The sequence below is a fragment of the Streptomyces sp. NPDC048331 genome (genome assembly GCF_043201215.1).
Taxonomy (GTDB): Bacteria; Actinomycetota; Actinomycetes; order Streptomycetales; family Streptomycetaceae; genus Streptomyces.
Genome location: NZ_JBICYT010000047.1, coordinates 37,749 through 53,915, shown reverse-complemented (window position 1 = coordinate 53,915; position 16,167 = coordinate 37,749). Strand labels below are relative to the sequence as shown.

At 73.7% G+C, this 16,167-nt stretch carries 16 protein-coding genes and 1 pseudogene; 11 read left to right on the top strand and 6 right to left on the bottom strand.

The window, feature by feature from the left end:
- Positions 1 to 297: 297 nt before the first annotated feature.
- Positions 298 to 930, bottom strand: a complete 633-nt coding sequence (locus ACGFYY_RS37210; RefSeq protein WP_365275266.1) for a TIGR03085 family metal-binding protein — start codon at positions 928 to 930, stop codon at positions 298 to 300.
- A 91-nt stretch (positions 931 to 1,021) separates the two neighbouring features.
- Here ACGFYY_RS37210 and hisI point away from each other — a divergent pair, with 91 nt between their 5' ends.
- The 11 genes and pseudogenes from hisI (at position 1,022) to lgt (ending at position 10,235) form a co-directional block, all read left to right on the top strand.
- Positions 1,022 to 1,390 (top strand): phosphoribosyl-AMP cyclohydrolase, encoded by a 369-nt coding sequence (gene hisI, locus ACGFYY_RS37205; RefSeq protein WP_365275263.1) that lies wholly within the window; start codon positions 1,022 to 1,024, stop codon positions 1,388 to 1,390.
- A 14-nt stretch (positions 1,391 to 1,404) separates the two neighbouring features.
- Positions 1,405 to 2,895, top strand: a complete 1,491-nt coding sequence (locus ACGFYY_RS37200; RefSeq protein WP_393716404.1) for an anthranilate synthase component I — start codon at positions 1,405 to 1,407, stop codon at positions 2,893 to 2,895.
- A 14-nt stretch (positions 2,896 to 2,909) separates the two neighbouring features.
- On the top strand, positions 2,910 to 3,590 hold the full coding sequence (locus ACGFYY_RS37195) for a TIGR02234 family membrane protein (protein WP_365275257.1): 681 nt from the start codon (positions 2,910 to 2,912) through the stop codon (positions 3,588 to 3,590).
- A gap of 111 nt (positions 3,591 to 3,701) precedes the next feature.
- Entirely contained in the window at positions 3,702 to 3,953 is a 252-nt protein-coding gene (locus ACGFYY_RS37190; protein ID WP_365275254.1) for an HGxxPAAW family protein, read from the top strand.
- A 98-nt stretch (positions 3,954 to 4,051) separates the two neighbouring features.
- Positions 4,052 to 4,552, top strand: a complete 501-nt coding sequence (locus ACGFYY_RS37185; protein WP_393716401.1) for a DUF2752 domain-containing protein — start codon at positions 4,052 to 4,054, stop codon at positions 4,550 to 4,552.
- Positions 4,553 to 4,724: 172 nt separating this feature from the next.
- Positions 4,725 to 5,534, top strand: a complete 810-nt coding sequence (gene trpC / locus ACGFYY_RS37180) for an indole-3-glycerol phosphate synthase TrpC (protein WP_030012837.1) — start codon at positions 4,725 to 4,727, stop codon at positions 5,532 to 5,534.
- Positions 5,535 to 5,543: 9 nt separating this feature from the next.
- Positions 5,544 to 5,753 (top strand): tryptophan biosynthesis modulator TrpM, encoded by a 210-nt coding sequence (gene trpM / locus ACGFYY_RS37175; protein ID WP_030724550.1) that lies wholly within the window; start codon positions 5,544 to 5,546, stop codon positions 5,751 to 5,753.
- A 204-nt stretch (positions 5,754 to 5,957) separates the two neighbouring features.
- The gene (gene trpB, locus ACGFYY_RS37170; protein WP_393716398.1) at positions 5,958 to 7,229 is read left to right on the top strand and encodes a tryptophan synthase subunit beta; all 1,272 of its coding nucleotides are present in this window, start codon (positions 5,958 to 5,960) and stop codon (positions 7,227 to 7,229) included.
- Positions 7,226 to 8,053, top strand: a complete 828-nt coding sequence (gene trpA, locus ACGFYY_RS37165; RefSeq protein ID WP_365275243.1) for a tryptophan synthase subunit alpha — start codon at positions 7,226 to 7,228, stop codon at positions 8,051 to 8,053. Before trpB ends, trpA begins: the two co-directional genes overlap by 4 nt.
- 108 nt (positions 8,054 to 8,161) lie before the next feature.
- Positions 8,162 to 8,953 (top strand): annotated as a pseudogene (locus tag ACGFYY_RS37160) (DsbA family protein); the annotation flags it as partial.
- A 322-nt stretch (positions 8,954 to 9,275) separates the two neighbouring features.
- Complete coding sequence (lgt, locus tag ACGFYY_RS37155; RefSeq protein ID WP_393716413.1) at positions 9,276 to 10,235, top strand: prolipoprotein diacylglyceryl transferase; 960 nt, start codon at positions 9,276 to 9,278, stop codon at positions 10,233 to 10,235.
- 194 nt (positions 10,236 to 10,429) lie between these two features.
- Here lgt and ACGFYY_RS37150 read toward each other — a convergent pair whose 3' ends face one another.
- From ACGFYY_RS37150 to ACGFYY_RS37130, 5 genes are all read right to left on the bottom strand, one after another.
- On the bottom strand, positions 10,430 to 11,245 hold the full coding sequence (locus ACGFYY_RS37150) for a CoA ester lyase (RefSeq protein ID WP_365275234.1): 816 nt from the start codon (positions 11,243 to 11,245) through the stop codon (positions 10,430 to 10,432).
- On the bottom strand, positions 11,242 to 12,417 hold the full coding sequence (locus ACGFYY_RS37145) for a CaiB/BaiF CoA transferase family protein (protein ID WP_393716411.1): 1,176 nt from the start codon (positions 12,415 to 12,417) through the stop codon (positions 11,242 to 11,244). Before ACGFYY_RS37145 ends, ACGFYY_RS37150 begins: the two co-directional genes overlap by 4 nt.
- 209 nt (positions 12,418 to 12,626) lie before the next feature.
- Complete coding sequence (rbsK, locus tag ACGFYY_RS37140; protein ID WP_393716396.1) at positions 12,627 to 13,580, bottom strand: ribokinase; 954 nt, start codon at positions 13,578 to 13,580, stop codon at positions 12,627 to 12,629.
- Positions 13,577 to 15,022: an ADP-ribosylglycohydrolase family protein gene (locus ACGFYY_RS37135; protein ID WP_393716394.1), complete on the bottom strand. Its 1,446-nt coding sequence runs from the start codon at positions 15,020 to 15,022 to the stop codon at positions 13,577 to 13,579. The genes rbsK and ACGFYY_RS37135 overlap by 4 nt, the downstream gene beginning before the upstream one ends.
- The gene (locus tag ACGFYY_RS37130) at positions 15,019 to 16,164 is read right to left on the bottom strand and encodes an ADP-ribosylglycohydrolase family protein (RefSeq protein ID WP_393716392.1); all 1,146 of its coding nucleotides are present in this window, start codon (positions 16,162 to 16,164) and stop codon (positions 15,019 to 15,021) included. Before ACGFYY_RS37130 ends, ACGFYY_RS37135 begins: the two co-directional genes overlap by 4 nt.
- Positions 16,165 to 16,167 lie beyond the last annotated feature (3 nt).

Genomic DNA, 16,167 nt, shown 5'->3' with positions numbered 1-16,167 from the left:
CACCCGGGAAACGAACCCGCACCGCCCGGCCAGGGCAAGGGCGCGGCCACCGGGCCGCACCCGGAAAACAAGGGCCCGGCCAGGGCAAGGGCGCGGCCACCGGACCGCACCCGGGAAACGAACCCGCACCGCCCGGCCAGGGCAAGGGCGCGGCCACCGGGCCGCACCCGGAAAACAAGGGCCCGGCCAGGGCAAGGGCGCGACCACCGGGCCGCACCCGGAAACGAACCCGCACCGCCCGGCCAGGGCAAGGGCGCGGCCACGGGACCGCACCCGGAAAACAAGGGCCCGGCCAGGTCAGAGGCCGAGCTCCGCCACCGTCAGCTTCGCCACGGCCGTGCTCTCGCCGTCGAGCGACACCGACGCCGCCGCCTGCCGGCCGAAGCAGAACAGCGTCAGCTCCCCCGGCTCGCCGGTCACGGTCACCACCGGCGCGCCCTTGTGCGCCACCACCGTCCGCCCGTCGGGACGCCTCAGTACCAGGCCCACCGGCGAGCGCCGGCCCGTCAGACGTGCCAGCCTCTCCAGCCGGGACCACAACGCGTCGGAGAAGACCGGGTCCAGTTCCCGCGGGGACCAGTCCGGCTGCGCCCGGCGGACGTCCTCCGCGTGGACGTAGAACTCGACCGCGTTCGCCGCCTCGTCGATCTGCTTGAGCGCGTACACCGACAGCCTCGGCGGACCGGTCCTGATCAACTGGATCAGTTCCTCGTACGGCTTGGCCGTGTACTCCTCCATCGCCTTGTCCAGCCGGGCCTTCAGTACGTTCAGCAGCAGACCGCCCGCCGCGTCGGGCCGCCGTTCGCGCACCACCACGTGCGCGGCCAGGTCGCGGCAGGTCCAGCCGGCGCACAGCGTGGGGGCCTCCGGACCGGCCGCCTCCAACAGGTCCGCCAGGAGCAGGCGTTCACGCTTCGCATGGGTAGACATGCGGGCCAGCCTACGGCGGGAACCCGCCGAACACCCGCTCATCAGGCGGACGGGGATCATCACCCCCGCCCCGGCCCGGCACAATGGCCCCATGAGTACGTCCCCCCGCCCCGGCAATCTCGACCCCGCCATCGCCGAGCGCCTCAAGCGTTCCGCGGACGGGCTGGTCCCGGCCATCGCCCAGCAGTACGACACCGGTGAGGTGCTCATGCTCGGTTGGATGGACGACGAGGCCCTGCACCGCACCCTGACCACCGGCCGCTGCACCTACTGGTCCCGCAGCCGCCAGGAGTACTGGGTGAAGGGGGACACCTCCGGTCACTTCCAGCACGTGAAATCCGTCGCGCTCGACTGCGACGCCGACACCGTGCTCGTCAGGGTCGACCAGGTCGGAGCGGCCTGCCACACCGGGGCACGCACCTGTTTCGACGAAGATGTCCTCCTCCGCGAAGCCGACTAGGTAGGGTCCCCGAAATGGATCTTGAGACGTTCCGCAAGCTCGCGGCCGACCGCCGCGTCATCCCCGTGAGCCGCAAGCTGCTGGCCGACGGGGACACCCCCGTCGGGCTCTACCGCAAGCTCGCAGCCGAACGCCCCGGCACCTTCCTCCTGGAGTCCGCCGAGAACGGCCGCTCCTGGTCCCGGTACTCCTTCATCGGGGTCCGCAGCGACGCCACCCTGACCGCGCGGGACGGCCGCGCGCACTGGATCGGCACCCCGCCCGTCGGCGTACCCACCGACGGCGACCCCCTCGACGCCCTGCGCGCCACCGTCGAGGCCCTGCACACCCCCCGCGACCTCGCCGCCGGGATGCCCCCCTTCACCGGCGGCATGGTCGGCTACCTCGGCTACGACATCGTGCGCCGCCTGGAGCGCATCGGCGAGCACACCGCCGACGACCTGGAGCTGCCCGAGCTGACGATGCTGCTCACGTCCGACCTGGCGGTCATGGACCACTGGGACGGCACCGTCCAGCTCATCGCCAACGCCATCAACCACAACGACCTCGACACCGGCGTGGACGAGGCGTACGCGGACGCGGTGGCCCGGCTCGACGCGATGGAGGCCGACCTCGCGCGGCCCGCCCCGTACACCCCCACGCCGCTGCCCGCCTCCGAGCTGCCCGAGTTCTCGGCCCTGTGGGGCGGCGAGAAGTACCAGGAGGCCGTCGAGGACATCAAGGAGCGGATCCGGGCCGGCGAGGCCTTCCAGGTGGTGCCCTCGCAGCGGTTCGAGACCGCCTGCCAGGCGTCCGCGCTGGACGTCTACCGGGTGCTGCGGGCCACGAACCCGTCCCCGTACATGTACCTCTTCCGCTTCGAGAACGGCTTCGACGTGGTCGGCTCCAGCCCCGAGGCGCTGGTCAAGGTCGAGGACGGGCGGGCCATGGTCCACCCCATCGCGGGCACCCGCCACCGCGGCACGACCCCGCAGGAGGACAACGACCTCGCCGACGAGCTGATGGCCGACCCCAAGGAGCGCGCCGAGCACCTGATGCTCGTCGACCTGGGCCGCAACGACCTCGGCCGGGTCTGCGAGCCGGGCTCGGTGGAGGTCGTCGACTTCATGTCGATCGAGCGCTACTCCCACGTGATGCACATCGTCTCCACCGTGACGGGGCGCGTCGCCGAGGGGAAGACCGCCTTCGACGTGCTCACGGCCTGCTTCCCGGCCGGCACCCTCTCCGGCGCGCCCAAGCCGCGCGCCATGCAGATCATCGAGGAGCTGGAGCCCTCCCGCCGCGGCCTCTACGGCGGCTGCGTCGGTTACCTGGACTTCGCCGGGGACTCCGACACCGCCATCGCCATCCGCACCGCGCTGCTGCGCGACGGCACGGCGTACGTGCAGGCCGGGGCGGGTGTCGTCGCGGACTCGGTACCCGAACTGGAGGACAACGAGTGCCGCAACAAGGCGGCCGCCGTGCTGCGCGCGGTCGGAGCGGCGAACCGCCTCCACGGCTCCTGAGGGCGTAGGGGATAGTGGGGTACGTGAGTGCCGTACCCCCGCCCCGAAACGACGCCGACGCCCAGTCCGAGCCCGAGGCTCCCGACAGCCGCGGCGGCCGCCGCAGTGTGGCCGTCGCCCTGCTGCTCGGCGCCCTCGGTGCCACCGTCGTCCTGCTCGCCTCCGGTCGGACCTGGGCCCGGGGCACCGCCGCCATCGGCAGCGACTCGCTCCAGCTGGCCGCCGACGGGCGGGCCGTCACCGGCCTGCCCGCGGCGCTGGCCATCGTGGGACTCGCCGCGCTGGTCGCCGTCTTCGCCGTACGCGGCAGGAGCCGGCTGCTGGTGTCGGGGCTGCTCGCGCTCAGCGGCCTGGGGGCCGCGCTGGCCGCGGTCCTCGGCAGCGACGGCCGCCAGGTCCTGGACGCGAAGGCCGCCCGGACGACCGCCGACAGTGCCGCGCACGTGGCCGGGCTGACCCAGACGACCTGGCCCTACGTCACGGCCGCCGGCGCGGTCCTGATCCTGGCGGCCGGTCTGCTGGCCCTGCGCTTCGGCCGGACCTGGCCCGCGATGGGAGGCCGCTACGAGCGTGACGGCAGCCCCCGCGCCCGGACTGTCGCGGCGGTTGATCCGGACCGGCCGGAAGATCTGTGGAAGGCTCTGGACCGCGGCGAGGACCCGACCGAGGACCCGGGCGCCGGCCGGGCCCACTGACCCGACCCCCCTGGCCGGCGAAGCCGCCCGGTACGGGACAATGGTCGCCGGGCGTCCGGCACGGACCGCACGTTCGACACAGCAGCGCGACAGAGCAACGAGGAGCAACTCATGGCGGGCACTAGCCACGGACACACCCCGGCCGCCTGGACCGGTGTCATCATCGCCTTCATCGGTTTCTGCATCTCCGGCGCCTTCATGGTGCTCGCGAACCCGCTCGGCTTCTGGGCCGGTCTCGTCGTCGTCGTGCTCGGCGGTGTCGTCGGCCTGGGGATGAAGGCCGCGGGCATGGGCGCGCCGAAGGCCGCGCACAAGGACCTCGCCGAGGTCATCGCCGCGTCCAAGGTTCCCGCCAAGGTCTGAGCGCGCGAGCGACGGGTCCGTAGCGACGCGGTCCGTCGCGAAGCCGTCCGTAGCGACGCGGCCGAAAGGCGCGGCCCCGCCGGGCTGCGCCTTTTGTCATGAGCGGAGAGAATCAGCAGGTGGACGCCTCTCGCACCCCCGATGCCCCGCCGTCGCCGGCGCCCGTACCCGTGGAGCCGGCGCGGTCCGCCGAGCGGCAGTCCCGGGCCCGGCGCCTCGCCGTCCCGGCGTTCTACGTGGCCGGGGTCACCGCCGCCTTCGCGTACGTGGGGGCCGTGGATCCCAACGAGCCCGGCCACTACCCGGTGTGCCCGTTGTTCCGGCTGACGGGTGTGCTGTGCCCGGGCTGCGGCGGCCTGCGCAGCGCGCACGCCTTCGCGCACGGCGACCTGGTCGCCGCCCTCGGGGCGAACGCGTTCGCGGTCGTGGGCTACTTCGTCTTCGCGGGGTTCATGGCCCTGTGGCTGGTCCGCGCCTTCCGCGGCGGGCCGACCCCGAGGATCGTGCTGCGTCCCGCGTACTGGTGGGCGCTCGGCGCCCTGACACTGGTTTTCGTCATTGTCCGAAATCTCTCTTTCGGCTCCGCACTGGCACCCTGAGCCCCCTGGGCAGGCCCTATGAAGCACGGATTCCGAATGTCCAGTTACTGGGACGTCGTCAACCGCGTGCGGAGGGCAACGCCTCCTGCGGATACCATTTGAGGGTCGACCTTGCTGTTGTACGTGTCCGCAAGGCGACCGACCGTCATCGACCCGGAAGGGGGCCGCTCGCGTGAGTGTGCTCGACGAGATCATCGAAGGGGTCCGCGAAGACCTTGCCGAACGGCAGGCCCGCGTGAGCCTCGACGAGCTCAAGGAGCGTGCCGCCAAGGCGCCCCAGGCCAAGGACGGCGTCGCTGCCCTGCGCGGCGACAGCGTCAAGGTGATCTGCGAGGTCAAGCGATCCAGCCCCTCCAAGGGCGCGCTGGCCGCCATCGCCGATCCGGCCGGGCTCGCCGCTGATTACGAGGCCGGCGGGGCGGCGGTCATCTCCGTCCTCACCGAGCAGCGCCGATTCGGCGGCTCGCTGGCCGACCTGGAGGCCGTCCGCGCCCGCGTGGACATCCCGATCCTGCGCAAGGACTTCATCGTCACGGCGTACCAGCTCTGGGAGGCCCGCGCCTACGGCGCCGACCTCGTCCTGCTGATCGTCGCGGCCCTGGAGCAGGAGGCCCTCGTCTCCCTCATCGAGCGGGCCGAGTCCATCGGTCTCACCCCGCTCGTCGAGGTCCACGACGAGGAGGAGGTGGAGCGCGCGGTCGCCGCGGGCGCCAAGATCATCGGCGTCAACGCCCGCAACCTCAAGGACCTCAAGGTCGACCGCTCCACTTTCGAGCGCGTCGTCGGCGAGATCCCGGACCACATCGTCAAGATCGCCGAATCCGGCATCCGTGGCCCGCACGACCTGATCGCCTACGCCAACGAGGGCGCGGACGCCGTCCTCGTCGGGGAGTCCCTGGTGACCGGACGCGACCCGAAGGCGGCCGTGGCCGACCTCGTCGCCGCCGGCGCCCACCCCGCCCTGCGCCACGGGCGGAGCTGACCCCTACCCATGACCCACGACCGCTCCTCCGTCCGCAACCGTCCGGGCTCGCGCCCGGTCGGCGTGCCGACGGCGCACGCGCCCCTGGCGCGCGGCTGCCGCCCCCGCGGCTGCCGCGCCCCGGCCCGGCGTGTGCACGGGCGGCGGGTCCGGTACGTGATCGGCTCCGAGCCCGGTCAGGTCAACGGCATGCGATGGCGCCGCGGAGGCGCGCTGTAACGAGGGCGACCACGGCCCGGTACGCGAGACGTACCGGCCGTGCGCGGCTCCCGTACGGCCTGACGTCCCGAGCCGCCGGCTCCGGACGCGGGCCGCTCCGCACCGTACCCACGGCATCCCCCAGCGGGGTGTACGCGGCACGGGCGGGCGGCGCAATACGGTGAATCCACCCCGCCGCATCTCGCACCCGTAGGAGCACTGGACATGTCCAGCGAGTTCTTCATCCCGGACCCGGAGGGTCACGTTCCCAACGCCGAGGGCTACTTCGGCGACTTCGGCGGCAAGTTCATCCCGGAGGCGCTCGTCGCCGCCGTGGACGAGGTCGCCGTCGAGTACGAGAAGGCCAAGGGCGACCCGGCCTTCGCGGCCGAGCTCAACGACCTCATGGTCAACTACACCGGCCGGCCGAGCTCCCTCACCGAGGTGCCCCGCTTCGCCGAGCACGCCGGCGGCGCGCGGATCTTCCTCAAGCGCGAGGACCTGAACCACACCGGCTCGCACAAGATCAACAACGTGCTGGGTCAGGCGCTGCTCACCAAGCGCATGGGCAAGACCCGCGTCATCGCCGAGACCGGCGCCGGCCAGCACGGCGTGGCCACCGCCACCGCCTGCGCGCTCTTCGGCCTCGAATGCACCATCTACATGGGCGAGATCGACACCCAGCGCCAGGCCCTCAACGTGGCCCGCATGCGCATGCTGGGCGCCGAGGTCATCGCCGTGAAGTCCGGCTCCCGGACGCTCAAGGACGCCATCAACGAGGCGTTCCGCGACTGGGTCGCCAACGTGGACCGGACCCACTACCTCTTCGGTACGGTCGCCGGCCCCCACCCCTTCCCGGCCATGGTCCGGGACTTCCACCGGGTCATCGGCGTCGAGGCCCGCCGCCAGATCCTGGAGCGCGCCGGCCGGCTGCCCGACGCCGTCGCGGCCTGCGTCGGCGGCGGCTCCAACGCCATCGGCCTCTTCCACGCCTTCATCCCGGACACCGACGTCCGCCTGGTCGGCTTCGAGCCCGCCGGGCACGGCGTCGAGACGGGCGAGCACGCGGCCACGCTGACCGCCGGCGAGCCCGGGATCCTGCACGGCTCCCGCTCCTACGTCCTCCAGGACGAGGAGGGCCAGATCACCGAGCCGTACTCCATCTCGGCGGGCCTGGACTACCCCGGCATCGGCCCGGAGCACTCCTACCTCAAGGACTCCGGCCGGGGCGAGTACCGCGCGGTCACCGACGACGCGGCGATGCAGGCCCTGCGCCTGCTCTCGCGCACCGAGGGGATCATCCCGGCGATCGAGTCGGCGCACGCCCTCGCGGGCGCCCTCGACCTGGGCCGTGAGCTGGGCAAGGACGGCCTGATCGTCGTCAACCTGTCCGGTCGCGGCGACAAGGACATGGACACGGCCGCCCGGTACTTCGGCCTGTACGACACCGACGGTGAAGTCGCCGCCGACGAGTTCTCCGAGGGGGACGACAAGTGAGCTCCACGCACGGGCGCGGCAACATCGAGCTGCTGAGCGCCACTCTCGCCAAGGCGAAGTCCGAGGACCGCGCGGCCCTCGTCGCCTACCTCCCCGCCGGCTTCCCGACCGTCGACGGCGGCATCGAGGCGGTCAAGGCCGTCCTCGCCGGAGGCGCGGATGTCGTCGAGATCGGCCTGCCCCACAGCGACCCGGTCCTCGACGGGCCGGTCATCCAGACCGCCGACGACATCGCCCTGCGCGGCGGCGTCAAGATCGCCGACGTGCTCCGCACGGTCCGCGAGGCCCACGAGGCGACCGGCGCCCCGATCCTGGTGATGACCTACTGGAACCCCATCGACCGCTACGGCGTCGAGCGGTTCACGACCGAGCTGGCGGCGGCCGGCGGCGCCGGCTGCATCCTGCCCGACCTGCCGGTGCAGGAGTCCGCGCTGTGGCGCGAGCACGCGGAGAAGCACGGTCTGGCGACCGTCTTCGTCGTGGCTCCCAGCAGCAAGGACGCGCGCCTGGCCACCATCACGGCGGCCGGCTCCGGCTTCGTCTACGCCGCCTCCCTCATGGGAGTCACCGGCACCCGCGAGTCCGTCGGCAACCAGGCCGCCGATCTGGTGCGCCGCACCCGCGCCACCAGCGACCTGCCGGTCTGCGTCGGGCTCGGCGTCTCCAACGCCGTCCAGGCCAAGGAGGTCGCGGGCTTCGCCGACGGAGTCATCGTCGGCTCGGCCTTCGTGAAGCTGCTCCTGGACGCGCCGGACCTGCCGGCCGGCCTGGACGCCGTACGGGCGCTCGCCGGCGAGCTCGCGGAAGGCGTACGCCGGAGCTGACGCGCGTTCGAGCACGGGCACGGATGTCTGATCGGGTTCTGTAGCCCGATCGGGTGGAAGTGCGGGCAGGGAGGCACGCGAGTGCCTCCCTGCTTCGTTTGGCGGAACGTGAGCGAGAAGAACGACGGTGCGAACCGCGATGCGACGAAACGATCTGCCCGGGAACGACTCCTCGTGGAGCGCGAGCGGCAGAAGACCCGGGACAAGCGCCGGCGGACCCTGATCGTGGCGTCGGCGGTGGTCGGCGTCCTCGGCCTGGCGACCGTCGTGGGCGTGATCGCGGCCAACACCGGCAAGAGCGGCTCCACCAAGGCGGGCCCGGTGGTCGCGCCCTCCGGGGCCACCGGCAAGGACGCCCTCGCCATCCAAGCCGGTAAGCCCGAGGCGAAGTCCACCCTCACCGTGTGGGAGGACTTCCGCTGTCCCTCCTGCCAGTTTTTCGAAGGCAAGTACCGCGACGTCATCCACGACCTGGAGGCCAAGGGGCTGCTCAAGGTCGACTACCACCTGGTCACGCTGATCGACCGGAGGATGGGCGGCACCGGCTCACTGAAGGCGGCCAACGCGGCCGCCTGCGCGCAGGACGCCGGCAAGTTCACCGCGTATCACGACCTCCTCTTCCAGAACCAGCCGCAGGAGATCGACGACGCCTTCGGCAAGAACGCCAAGCTGCTGGAACTGGCGGGCAAGGTCGACGGGCTGGACACCCCCGAGTTCCGTCAGTGTGTCGAGGACGGCACGTACAACAGCTGGGTGGCCAAGTCGGACGGCGCCTTCACCACCGGACAGTTCCGGGGCACCCCCACCGTGCTGCTCAACGGCAAGGACATCCTCTCCGACGAGGCGAACCAGGTGACACCGCAGAAGTTGAAGGAACAGGTGGAGGCCGCCGCGAAGAGTTCGGGAGGCGCGGACGCCGGAGCCGAGGGCGGGAAGGCCTCACCGTCGACGAGCTCCACCCCCGGATCCGGGACCAAGGGCGGGGCGAAGGCCTCGCCGTCGGCCTCGCGCACCGGGTCGTCCGCGTCGGGCGGGTCGTCCGTCGGGTCGTCCGCCGGGTCCTCGAACCGATCCACCGGTGGGACCTCCGGCAGCTCGTCCGGCGGCTCCTCCGGCGAGTCTTCGGGGAACTGACCGAAGCCCCGTTCCAGGTCTGGATTTGGTTTCGTCTGCCGGGCGGGTTGCCGTACGCACCGCCCGGCAGGGTAGCGTCATGTCTGCCATGGACATTGCTTACATCCCCAGTCCGTCGACCGGCGTGATCCATCTCGGACCGATCCCGCTCCGCGGCTACGCGTTCTGCATCATCATCGGCGTCTTCGTCGCCGTCTGGCTCGGCAACAGGCGATGGATCGCGCGCGGCGGAAAGCCGGGCACGGTCGCGGACATCGCCGTGTGGGCCGTGCCCTTCGGCCTGGTCGGTGGTCGCCTCTACCACGTGATCACCGACTACCAGCTCTACTTCGGCGAGGGCCGCAACTGGGTCGACGCCTTCAAGATCTGGGAGGGCGGACTCGGCATCTGGGGCGCCATCGCGCTCGGCGCGGTGGGTGCCTGGATCGGCTGTCGCCTGCGCGGGATCCCGCTGCCTGCCTGGGCGGACGCCCTCGCCCCCGGCATCGCGCTGGCCCAGGCCTGCGGCCGCTGGGGCAACTGGTTCAACCAGGAGCTGTACGGCCGGGCCACCGACCTGCCGTGGGCGGTGCAGATCACCGCGGGCCCGAACCGGGACGCCGGGACCTACCACCCGACCTTCCTGTACGAGTCGCTCTGGTGCGTCGGCGTCGCACTGCTCGTCATCTGGGCCGACCGCCGCTTCAAGCTCGGTCACGGACGGGCCTTCGCCCTGTACGTCGCCGCGTACTGCGTCGGCCGCGGCTGGATCGAGTACATGCGCGTCGACGAGGCGCACCACATCCTGGGCGTCCGGCTGAACGTCTGGACCTCGATCGTCGTCTTCGTCCTGGCCGTCGTGTACCTGGTGCTGTCGGCGAAGCTGCGGCCGGGCCGCGAGTCGGTCGTCGAACCCGACCGTGACGCCTCCGACGGCAAGGAGGGCGACGACGCGGCTCCGGCCGACGCCACCGCCGAGGCGAAGCCCGAGCCGGCCGAGGCCAAGACGCCGGTCCTCACGAAGGACGCGCCCGCCGAGGCCGAGGCTCCGGAGGCCGGCAAGCGCTGACCGCGACGGTCCATGAGGGGGCGCCGCGAGCTCGCGGCGCCCCCTTCGCGCGAGCCGATCCAGCCCCGCCGGCGTTTGAGGCGCGGGGTCCGGGGCGGAGCCCCGGGACACGGCGCCGCGCGCGGCCCCGTCGCGCAGCCGGATGGGTTTCGGGCGGAGCCCCGGGCCGGGGGCTCGAGCGGCGGACGGCCCGGTCAGTGGGCGGCCGTGCGAGCGGCGAGTGCGAGGGTGCGGTGCGCCGCCGCGACCACCGCCGGATCCACGAACCGACCGTCGGGCAGGGCCAGCGCGCCCGGGGTGGCCCGGGCCGCGCTCAGCACCTCCACGGCGGCGTCGACCTCCTCGGGCGCCGGCAGGTAGGCCCGCTCGATCACCGGGAGCTGGCGCGGGTGGATCGCCGCCCGGCCGAGGAACCCCAGGGAGCGGCCCCGGGCGCACGAGACGGCCAGCGACTCCAGGTCCCGGATGTCGGGGAACACCGACTGCGCCGGCGGAGCCAGCCCCGCGGCCCGGGCCGCGACCACCACCCGGGAGCGGCACCAGTCCAGGCCCGTCTCCGCACTGACGGCCAGATCGGCCCGCAGGTCCGCCTCACCGAGGGAGAGCCCGCGCAGGGCGGGGTGCGCGCGGGCGATCTCGTAGGCGCGCTCCACGCCCACCGCCGATTCGAGCAGGGCGTGCAGGCTCACCCCGCCGGTGCGGTCGGCGACGGCGGCGATCTGCGCCGGGGCATTGATCTTGGGCAGCCGCAGCCCCGCGAGGCCGTGCAATCCGCCGAGCGCGGTGAGGTCGGCGCCGCCCCAGGGGGAGCCCAGGGCGTTGACGCGGACGTGGACGGGCATCGCGGGCCGCTCGGTGAGCAGTTCGGCGGTCGCCGCCCGCGCGTACTCCTTCCGCGAGGCCGGTACCGCGTCCTCCAGGTCGACGATGACGGCGTCCGCCCCGCAGCCGAGGGCCTTGGCGACCACCTCCGGGCGGTCGCCGGGCGCGTACAGCCAGGTCAGGATCACAGGGCTCCTTCGGTCCGCAGTGTGGTGATCTCGGCCTCGGTCAGCCCGAGCTCGGCCAGCACCTCCTCGGTGTCCGCGCCGTGGGGGCGGCCCGCCCAGCGGATCCCGCCTGGGGTCTCGGAGAGCCGGAAGAGGACGTTCTGCATCCGGAGGGGACCCAGCTCCGGGTCCTGGACCTCGGTGACCGTCTCGAGGGCCGCGAACTGCGGGTCGGCCATCACGTCCCGGACGTCGTAGACCTGGGCCACGGCCGCCTCGGCGTCCTCGAACGCGGCGACCACCTCCTCGGCCTTGCGCGAGGCGATCCAGCCGCCGACCGCCTCGTCCAGCACGTCCGCGTGCCGGGCCCGCCCGGTGCCCGTCGCGAACCAGGGCTCGGCGATCAGCTCGGGCCGACCGACCAGCCGCACGACCCGCTCGGCGATGGACTGGGCCGAGGCGGAGACCGCCAGCCAGCGCCCGTCGGCACTGCGGTAGGTGTTGCGCGGGGCGTTGTTCGTGGAACGGTTTCCGGTGCGCGGCTGGACGTAGCCGAGTTGGTCGTACCAGAGCGGGTGCGGGCCGAGGACGGTGAGCATCGGCTCGACGATCGCCAGGTCCACCACCTGCCCGTGCCCGGTACGGTCGCGGCCGGCGAGGGCGGTCATCACGGCGTAGGCGCAGGTCAACGCGGCGATCGAGTCGGCGAGCCCGAAGGGCGGCAGGGTCGGCGGCCCGTCCGGCTCCCCGGTGATCGCGGCGAAACCGCTCATCGCCTCGGCGAGCGTGCCGAAGCCCGGGCGGTGGGCGTACGGGCCGTGCTGGCCGAAGGCCGTGACGCGGGCCAGGACCAGGCGCGGGTTGGCGGCGGACAGCTCGGGCCAGCCCAGCCCCCACTTCTCCAGGGTGCCGGGGCGGAAGTTCTCGACGATCACGTCGGCGGTGCCGGCGAGGCGCAGCAGGGTGTCCCGGCCGCCCGGGGTGGACAGGTCGAGGGTCATCGTCCGCTTGTTCCGGCCGAGGAGCTTCCACCACAGGCCGATGCCGTCCTTGGCGGGGCCGTGGCCGCGCGAGGGGTCGGGGCGGCCGGGGTGCTCGACCTTGATGACCTCGGCGCCGAAGTCGCCCAGGAGGGTGGCGGTCAGCGGCCCGGCGAAGAGGGTGGCCAGGTCGAGCACGCGGAGCCCTTCCAGGGGGCCGCGGGGGGTTTTGCCGGTGGCGTCCGCTTCGGTGGGGCCGGGCGCGCGCCGGGGCGTCTCCTCGGGCGCCGAACGGGGCTCGGGGTCGGACGGTGCGGCGGCGGTGCGTTCGGCGCCCTGCGGGGATCGCCCCGACACGCTCCCGGCCCCGGCGGTGCCGGTCGGCGCGGCGCCGGTGTCCGGGGGCCGGAGCCCGGTGGGGGTCACGACGCGGCTCCGGCCTGGTTGCCGCCGGTACGGTTCGGCCGGGCTTCCGCGGCCCGCCCGGCCAGGGCGAAGGCGTCCGTTTCGGCTCGGGTCGGCATCGAGTCCTGGGCTCCCGGGCGCTGGACGGAGAGCGCGGCCGCCGCGGAGGCCCAGCGCAGGGCCGCGGGCATCGGCCGGGCCTCGCCCAGGGCCACCGCGAGGGCGCCGACGAAGGTGTCCCCGGCGGCGGTCGTGTCCATGGCCCGCACCCGGGGCGCGGGCACGGTCAGCGGTTCCGCGCCCCGGGCGGCGTACAGCGCCCCGGCCGCGCCGAGGGTGATCACCACCTCCGGCACCTGGGACAGCAGGGCCTCGGCGGCCTGGAGGGGATCGGTGAGCCCGGTCAGGGCGGCCGCCTCGTGTTCGTTCGGGACGAGGAGGTCGGTCGCGGCGAGGAGATCGGCGGGCAGGGCCTGGGCGGGGGCCGGGGTGAGCACCGTACGGACGCCGTGCGCGCGGGCCGCGCGGGCTCCGGCGAGGACGGCGGTCAGGGGCAGTTCGAGTTGGAGGAGGAGGGAGCCGGCGGCGGCGATCCGGGCCTCGTCCCCCGCCTCCAGGCCGGTGACGGCGGCGTTCGCGCCGGGGATGACGATGATGCTGTTGCCGCCCTCGTCGTCGACGGTGATGTGGGCGGTGCCGCTGGCGCCCTCGACGGTGCGCAGGGCCGCCGTGTCGACGCGGGCCGCGGTGAGCGCGGAGCGCAGCCGTACGCCGAACTCGTCGGCGCCGACCGCGCCGATCATCACCACCTCCCCGCCGGAGCGGGCGGCGGCGACCGCCTGGTTGGCGCCCTTGCCGCCGGGGACGGTGCGGAAGGCCCGGCCGGTGACGGTCTCCCCGAGCCGGGGGGCCTTGGGGACGTAGGCGACGAGGTCCATGTTCGTACTGCCGAGCACGGCGATGGCCGTCATGAGCGTGTTGCCTCCTGTGCGGTGAGGTGGGCGAGGGCGTCGAAGCCGATGCCGTCGAAGCCGGGGACGGTGGTGGCGAGGCGGTTCTTGAGGGGAGCGGTCCAGCGGTGCGGGATGCCGTCCGGGGAGCCGGTGAGCAGTCCGGCGAGGGCGCCGGCGGTGGCCCCGTTGGAGTCGGTGTCCCAGCCGCCGGACACGGCGCGGCAGACGGAGCGGGTGAAGTCCCCGTCGGCGTGGGTGAGGGCGGCGGCGATCAGCGCGGTGTTGGGGACGGCGTGGACCCAGTGGTAGTGCCCGTAGCGCGCGTGCAGCCGGTCGACGACGAGGTCGAAGTCCGCCTCCCGGCCGGCCGCCCGGATCCCGAACCGGACGGCTTCGGCGAGGCGCGAGCGGGGCGGTACGAAGGCCAGCCCGGTCCGGAGCGCGGTGTGGACGTCGGAGCGGCCGGTGGCGGCGGTGGCGGTGGCGGCCGCGACGAAGAGGGCGGCGTACACGCCGTTGCCGGTGTGGGTCAGGGCGGCGTCCCGATAGGCCTGGGCCGCGGCGGCGGCCGGGTCGCCCGGGTTGGTCCAGCCGTGGACGTCGGCGCGGATGAGGGCGCCGATCCACTCGCGGAAGGGGTTGTGGTGGGTGGCGGTGGCGGGGGGCTCCAGGCCGAGGAGGAGATTGCGGTAGGCGATGCGTTCGGCGGTGAAGGTCCGCCCGGCCGGCAGCTCGTCGAGCCAGAGACGGGCCACGTCGGCGGTGGTGAAGCCCTTGCCGTGCCGCTGGAGCAGGAGCAGCCCGAGGAGGGGGTAGTTGAGGTCGTCGTCCTCGGGCATGCCGTCGATGTTCTCGGCGAGGGAGGTCGGGGCGGAGCGGCGGTTCCAGGGGTGGGCGGCCAGCACGTCCGGGGGGACGCCGCGGGCGGTGAACCAGTCGTCCAGCGGCCAGTTGCCCGCGGCGCGGGCGAGGGCGCGGATCCCGGCGAGCGGCAGCTTCTCGACGGGCTTCCCGAGCAGACACCCGACGGCCCGCCCCACCCAGGCGGCCTCCAGCCTGGTCCGTAGGCGTTCCTCGTGGCCGTCGGCGCCGGGTTCCCGGCCGTCGCCCGGGTGCGCGGCCCGGTGGTCGGCCGGACCCGACGTCCGTTCCGGCCTGCCGGCTCCCGGGTCCGGGCCGGTTCGGCAGGACGCGGTGATGTCCGGCCAGGACCGGGGTTCGTCGGCCGGCGAGTGGAGCGGCAACGCCGCCAGGTCGTCGAGCAGTCGGCCGGCCAGGGCGCGGAGTTCCGGTGGGGCCGGGGTGGGGGAGGCGCCGGCGCGGTCCGGGGCCGGGTGGCCGCCCGCCGCGAGCCAGGCGCGGAGGGCGGCGGCAGGGTCCCGCCCGTCCTCCGCGGCTTGGCGCAGTTCGTGCCCGACGAGGTCCTCGGGCTGGGCCCAGGTCAGCCGGACGGTGGTCACCGGAGGTCCGCGATCGCGGTGAAGGCCGACTCGTGGCACCGGCGGCGGGACCGGTCGAGCGCGAAGATCTCCCGGGCCACCGCGGCCAGCGCCTCGGCCGGGGCGTGCAGGTCGAGGCGGCTGGCCTCGGCGACCTGCTTGGCCCAGGTGGCCGGGACCACGGCCTCGCCGCCCAGGGCTCCGGCGATCGCCCCCGCCATGGTGGCGATGGAGTCGCAGTCCCGGCCGTAGTTGACCGCCCCGAGCACGGCGCTCTCGTACCGTCCGTCCGCGACGAGCAGCATGCCCAGCGCGATCGGGAGCTCCTCGATCGCGTGCAGGCGCGATGGCCGGCGGGCGTCCAGGGAGGGCGCCCGGTAGTCCGGGCCGACCGAGTCGTACGGGGCGACCGCCGCCCGCAGCGGCGCCAGCGCCGACTCGAAGTCCCGGTGAAGCAAAGCCACTTCGCGCACGGCGGCGATCGCGGCGTGCGTACCGTCCTTGGCCAGGGACAGGGCCGTGTCCACCACCGAGGTGGCGGTCGCCCCCGGCACGCACGCGGCCGCCACCGCCGCAGCGAACACGCCCGCGGCCTCCCGCCCGTACGAGGACTGGTGCGCGCCGGCGATGTCCAGCGCCTCCGCGTACGCACCCGCCGGGTTGCCCGCGTTGGCGATGCCCACCGGGGCCATGTACATCGCCGCGCCGCAGTTGACGATGTTGCCGCTGCCGGCCTCACGGGGGTCGACGTGCGCGTAGTGCAGCCGGGCCACGATCCACTTCTCGGCGAGGAAGATGCGCTGGAGCGGGAGGGCCTCGGCTTCGAGTTCGGGGATCCAGCGCGGGTTGGACATCAGGTCCGGGACCAGGTGCTCGGCGACGGCGTAGGCGTCGAGGTGGTCCCGTACCGCCTCGTAGACCCGTACCAGCGCGTGCGTCATCAGGGTGTCGTCCGTGACGTGCCCGTCACCCTTGTGGTACGGCGCGATGGGGCGGGCCGTACGCCAGTCCTCGTGCCAGGGGCCGACGATGCCGTGCACGCGGCCGCCGTGTCGTTCCACGATCCGGTCCGGGGTCCAGCCCTCCACCGGGCCGCCGAGCGCGTCGCCGACGGCGGCTCCGACGAGAGCGCCGCGGGCCCGGTCCTCCAACGTGAGCGTCATGTC